9 protein-coding genes are annotated in these 4,500 nt (G+C 32.1%); 7 read left to right on the forward strand and 2 right to left on the reverse strand.

The window, feature by feature from the left end:
- The first annotated feature begins 527 nt into the window (after positions 1 to 527).
- The 5 genes from DNJ75_RS14175 to DNJ75_RS14195 all read left to right on the forward strand — a co-directional run bounded on the left by DNJ75_RS14175 (position 528) and on the right by DNJ75_RS14195 (position 2,615).
- A complete protein-coding gene (locus DNJ75_RS14175) occupies positions 528 to 746 on the forward strand; it encodes a hypothetical protein (protein WP_117004095.1) in 219 nt (72 codons plus the stop codon).
- Positions 747 to 750: 4 nt separating this feature from the next.
- Positions 751 to 957, forward strand: a complete 207-nt coding sequence (locus tag DNJ75_RS14180) for a hypothetical protein (protein WP_117004096.1) — start codon at positions 751 to 753, stop codon at positions 955 to 957.
- On the forward strand, positions 950 to 1,861 hold the full coding sequence (locus DNJ75_RS14185) for an ArdC family protein (RefSeq protein ID WP_170137240.1): 912 nt from the start codon (positions 950 to 952) through the stop codon (positions 1,859 to 1,861). The genes DNJ75_RS14180 and DNJ75_RS14185 overlap by 8 nt, the downstream gene beginning before the upstream one ends.
- Positions 1,862 to 1,969: 108 nt before the next feature.
- Complete coding sequence (locus tag DNJ75_RS14190) at positions 1,970 to 2,296, forward strand: type II toxin-antitoxin system RelE/ParE family toxin (RefSeq protein ID WP_117004098.1); 327 nt, start codon at positions 1,970 to 1,972, stop codon at positions 2,294 to 2,296.
- Positions 2,297 to 2,315: 19 nt separating this feature from the next.
- Positions 2,316 to 2,615 carry a hypothetical protein gene (locus tag DNJ75_RS14195; RefSeq protein WP_117004099.1) on the forward strand — a complete coding sequence of 100 codons (300 nt, stop codon included), beginning with the start codon at positions 2,316 to 2,318 and terminating at the stop codon, positions 2,613 to 2,615.
- Between the two features lie 16 nt (positions 2,616 to 2,631).
- Here DNJ75_RS14195 and DNJ75_RS14200 read toward each other — a convergent pair whose 3' ends face one another.
- Positions 2,632 to 2,883 (reverse strand): hypothetical protein, encoded by a 252-nt coding sequence (locus tag DNJ75_RS14200; protein WP_117004100.1) that lies wholly within the window; start codon positions 2,881 to 2,883, stop codon positions 2,632 to 2,634.
- A gap of 124 nt (positions 2,884 to 3,007) precedes the next feature.
- Here DNJ75_RS14200 and DNJ75_RS14205 point away from each other — a divergent pair, with 124 nt between their 5' ends.
- Both DNJ75_RS14205 and DNJ75_RS14210 read left to right on the forward strand, forming a co-directional pair.
- Positions 3,008 to 3,340 carry a type II toxin-antitoxin system RelE/ParE family toxin gene (locus DNJ75_RS14205; RefSeq protein WP_117004101.1) on the forward strand — a complete coding sequence of 111 codons (333 nt, stop codon included), beginning with the start codon at positions 3,008 to 3,010 and terminating at the stop codon, positions 3,338 to 3,340.
- The gene (locus DNJ75_RS14210) at positions 3,337 to 3,633 is read left to right on the forward strand and encodes a helix-turn-helix domain-containing protein (protein WP_117004102.1); all 297 of its coding nucleotides are present in this window, start codon (positions 3,337 to 3,339) and stop codon (positions 3,631 to 3,633) included. The genes DNJ75_RS14205 and DNJ75_RS14210 overlap by 4 nt, the downstream gene beginning before the upstream one ends.
- 167 nt (positions 3,634 to 3,800) lie before the next feature.
- Here DNJ75_RS14210 and DNJ75_RS15750 read toward each other — a convergent pair whose 3' ends face one another.
- A complete protein-coding gene (locus tag DNJ75_RS15750; protein ID WP_263479609.1) occupies positions 3,801 to 3,932 on the reverse strand; it encodes a hypothetical protein in 132 nt (43 codons plus the stop codon).
- Positions 3,933 to 4,500: the final 568 nt, after the last annotated feature.

The raw sequence follows: 4,500 nt of genomic DNA on the forward strand, positions 1-4,500 counted from the left end.
GATCAGGGTCATAGCCATGATCATAACCGAAAACACATTCACCTGATTTGACTAGAGCTGTTTTCAGCCTCCTGCCAATCGCTCCACGCGATCCTGTTATCATAATTGTCAAGTGCAATATCCTTAATATTCATTCATAAAGTAGGTGAAACCACAATAGAACCTTGATGCAAAATAGCTATAGCGGGATTCTATGATTTAGGGGAATATAAATAAATCAAGAAGATATAACTAAATGAATCAGTATGTAATATTTTGCTTTGGCTAGCACTAAAATTATATTAGTTTTGGTGGGACGCAATTACATTGCAGAAAATTTATTCCAAGCCATCAGGCTTTGCTTATCAATGAGTCAATCACTACGTGATTGACAGCCTAGTTTTAATTTCTTTTTTAACAAGCCCGAAATACCTGTCAAGGGTAAATGGCACGCTACGCGCCCTTGACAGGCATTTCTAAATGGCTTGTTGCAAAAAGGTTGTGAACACACACAAACCGAATAAAAAAAGATATAAGGAGTTAGAACAATGAGAAGCTTAATAACCAATCAACCTGACAATGATGCATGGTTTGACTTTTTTAACTATGTACGGGCGGTTGAGAAAGACCAAGCAGCACCTGCCGATAAAAAGACACCAAAGCGTTTACAAGAAATAAAAAACATAAAAAAAATAAAAAACAACCATGAGCAAGCGGTGCATGTGGTCAATGCAGTGTTAGCGATCAATCACGTCACAAGAGGGTAAGGCGATGCGTATTTTTAACAGTAACTTAGATTTAGCGGTTGATGAAATATATGCCAATACGTCATTTAATGATGGTCTGTATCGGGAAGATATAGAAGATATAGAAAATTTAACAGAGGATATTGCGCAAAATATTTGCCCTATATGTGGTGGGTTGAATTGCAAAGCACTATTTAATGGTAAAGATTGCGGAGGGGCTAATAATGACTAAGCAAAGCTACAACGACTTTGTCAGCGACATCGCTCAAAGCATTAAAGAAATTATTAAAAATGGTGGTGCCACTTGGAAAGATGTTTTTAATCGTGAGGGTTGCGCTAAATTACCAGTAAATGCGAAGGGGAATTTATACAGTGGCGTTAATGTGCTGAATCTTTACATGACACAACTCAAAAGCAATTATAAATCTAACCAGTGGTTGACGTTCAAACAAATCAAAGCGTTAAATGGCAGTGTCAACAAAGGCGAAAAATCAAGCCGCGTTTTTTTCTTCACAACTTACGATAAGGAAAAAATAGCGCAAGATGATTTTAACACTGGCGATAGAGTGATCAAAAAAGGTGACGCTTACGAAACAACCATACTATGCCCAAAATATTACCCCGTTTTTAATTTGTCGCAAACAACTCTAGCAGAGATTGAAAATGCTGTTGTTTTTGATGATGATTTGCAAGGGGTTATTGATGCTCAAGATGTTGAGATTATCACACATGATCAAGGACAAGCGTACTATATGCCAAGTTTAGATATTATCAAAATGCCAAGCTCAAAATACTTTAACAGTGAAGAAAATTACAAAGCGGTTTTATTACATGAATTAGCACACAGCACCATGCACAAAAAAAGATTAAACCGCAGTGTGGATTTAAGTTGTAAATTAAGTTACGCCAAAGAGGAATTAGTAGCCGAGCTATCCAGTGCGATGCTAAGCGCACACTTTGGCATCAAAACCGATTTACAAAATCATGCAAGTTATATTGATAGTTGGCTCAGAAATTTGACTGATGAAGATTTTAACGAAGCGGTAAGGCAAAGTGCCAAAGTTTTAAATTATTTGCTTGGTACGAATTTAAAGGCGGTTAGTGATGGTGGTAGCGAAACGGCAAGGGCGGCTTAATATTACTTTTTATTTTTTGAATACACTAACACAAGACGATTTAACTTTATCTTGACAAGTACCATATAAGGAACTAAAATAAACTACTAGACATGCAGAGGTTTTTCCATGTGGGAACTATACTTATTGCCCAAAGTGACAAAATGGCTTAAGGGTTTAAACAAATCACACTTTGATCATGTTGTCGAGCTGATTGCGGTATTACAAGCATATGGTAACGATCTAAAAATGCCCACGGTAAAAAATATTGGTAAAGGGCTATATGAGCTAAGAGATACCGACTATGGCTATCGAATTTATTTTTGTTATCACGGTAAGCAAATTATCGTAGGGCTTGTTGGTGGCAATAAAACCTCACAGCAACGAGATATAAAAGCAGCATTAAAAATTATTAAAGATTTGAAAAACGATAAGATAAAGTTAAGTAAAAAATAAAGATTAAGGTTGGTGTATTATGGCGATAAATTTTAATGATTACCTTAAAGAAAATTATTCAGATAGTGACATATCAACGATACGCAATAAAGCAAAAGAAAAAGGCAAAATGCTTATTGATTTGCAAAATTCGGTGTCACATACAATTAGTGAATTTGCTAAAAATAATAATCATACGTTTACGGATATTATGAATGGACTACATACAAGCAAATCACAAACAAGCCGTATTATAAAAGGGGAATCAAATTTTACACTCGAAACGCTTTTAAAAATTTATGAATACACAGGCAAAAAGCCAAGAATTATTTTTGAGTAATTTACTCGCTAATTTTTCAACTAGTTTTTTCAATCGATTTAGCGTTATTACTGTTCTTATTTTCTTTCAGATACTTTTTAAACTCTCGATCACCATCAAAAACAACTTGCAAGGCTTGATCAATTAAAAAGTCTAAATCTTTTTCACCGTCAAGGGATTTATTCCAATCTAAATATTCGATGGCTTTTAGGTAAGTATCTTCTGTCACTTTGATTTTTTTCGGTAAGGTTGTGTAGGTTGGTGATTTTGGTTTTTCTATCATTGGCATTTTAGGGATTCCTTTTCTTCTGGTTAAAAAAATATTGCAGTTAATAATATATAAAAATAGGTGCAGATTGACAACTACCGCAAAAGGTAGTATAATTAATTAACATAAGGATAGAGCTAAAAACATGAAAGCAAAATATAAAATAATTTTAACAGATAATGCCGAAAAGTTTTTAAACACTCTGGTAAGTGAACAAAAAAATTTAATGTATGATTTAATCGGTATGCTTTCGCTTTTAGGCTATGAGTTAGACTATCCCTATAGCAAAAAAGTACATACCAAGAAAAATAAAATATATGAGTTACGCTGTACTAAGTTTGGTAATCGTCTTTATTATTTTTTCAAAGGTGATCAAATTTATATAGCAACCAATGGTGGCAAAAAATCAACACAAAAGAAAGATATTGAACTAGCCGACAAGATAGCAAGCAAATTGCTTAAGGATTTAAAAAAATGAAAAGTTTTGATGATTACTTAAAAGAAAATTACACACAAGCCGAAATTGATTTAATCAATCAAAGGGCATTACAAAAAGCAAATAGCTATATGGAATTTAAAAATTCTATTGCCTATGCTTTAAAAAATTATATGGAAGAAAAACACATAGGATTTAGTGAAATCAAAAAAGAACTTGGAACCAGTGACTCACAGACAAGTAGAATTTTAAAAGGTGATACTAACTTTACGGCTAAAACTATTTTTAAAATTGCTGAGGTCATTGGCAAAAGTCCACGCATTATTTTTGAGTAAACTATTTTAAAATTAATCAAGAAAAATATTTTTATTTATTTTCATCTTTGGTTTTAATTTTCTCTTAGGTAAATCCAAAAAATAAAATCTCAAAATTTATAAGATAAAAATCTAAAATAATTTTCAAAAATATTTTTTTAAAATAATTGCCAAGCTTGCCTTTTTTTTTATTTTTTGCTTACTCCCTTTTTATCCTCACGTGCTTTTTCAAATATTTTTATATACTCACTACTATTTTTAGTAAAGTCTTTGCTATCACTTTTATATTGCTTTTTATCACGCTTTAAAATCCCATTCAATCGCCATAGTTTCCGCTTGTACAAATAGTAATCTAAATTACAGCCCGTTAATTTGACTATATATTAATCTATTATCAACAGCCACTCCCTCACCCCTCAGTAAGCATACACAGTACGCACTGTTAGTGCATTGTGTTCTTGTTGCAAAAAGGTGTGTCATCAATCCCAGTATTTACAAGCATTTCAGCGGATTAATTTTTTAAAAATAAAGTCAAAATTTTTATTTTTCAAACGTTCACTTTCTAATCTAAGTAAAACCAATACAAAATACCAGTGAAAAAAATAGTAAAAAGCAGTACATCCAATATAATATATGACATGTAATACGTTATTAACAGAATATGTAATATATTGATAACATGAAATTAATACTTTGATAACAATAATTAATAAATTGATAACACATGATTTTATAATATGATAATATAATAGTTCATTATGAAACCATGCTATGTAACATATTGATAACATAATCAAATAACACAAAAGGCAAAATCTAGGGGGAAATATGAAATTAGTAGGCATGAGAATAGAAGATGATCTTGCATCAAGACTAGATAAGCTAGCA

Source organism: Cysteiniphilum litorale (assembly GCF_003428165.1).
GTDB classification, from domain to species: domain Bacteria; phylum Pseudomonadota; class Gammaproteobacteria; order Francisellales; family Francisellaceae; genus Caedibacter; species Caedibacter litoralis.

Coding starts and splice junctions, on each gene's coding strand:
- DNJ75_RS14175 (WP_117004095.1), top strand. CDS start 528: ATGAGAAGCTTAATAACCAATCAACCTGACAATGATGCATGGTTTGAC.
- DNJ75_RS14180 (WP_117004096.1), top strand. CDS start 751: ATGCGTATTTTTAACAGTAACTTAGATTTAGCGGTTGATGAAATATAT.
- DNJ75_RS14185 (WP_170137240.1), top strand. CDS start 950: ATGACTAAGCAAAGCTACAACGACTTTGTCAGCGACATCGCTCAAAGC.
- DNJ75_RS14190 (WP_117004098.1), top strand. CDS start 1,970: ATGTGGGAACTATACTTATTGCCCAAAGTGACAAAATGGCTTAAGGGT.
- DNJ75_RS14195 (WP_117004099.1), top strand. CDS start 2,316: ATGGCGATAAATTTTAATGATTACCTTAAAGAAAATTATTCAGATAGT.
- DNJ75_RS14200 (WP_117004100.1), bottom strand. CDS start 2,883: ATGCCAATGATAGAAAAACCAAAATCACCAACCTACACAACCTTACCG.
- DNJ75_RS14205 (WP_117004101.1), top strand. CDS start 3,008: ATGAAAGCAAAATATAAAATAATTTTAACAGATAATGCCGAAAAGTTT.
- DNJ75_RS14210 (WP_117004102.1), top strand. CDS start 3,337: ATGAAAAGTTTTGATGATTACTTAAAAGAAAATTACACACAAGCCGAA.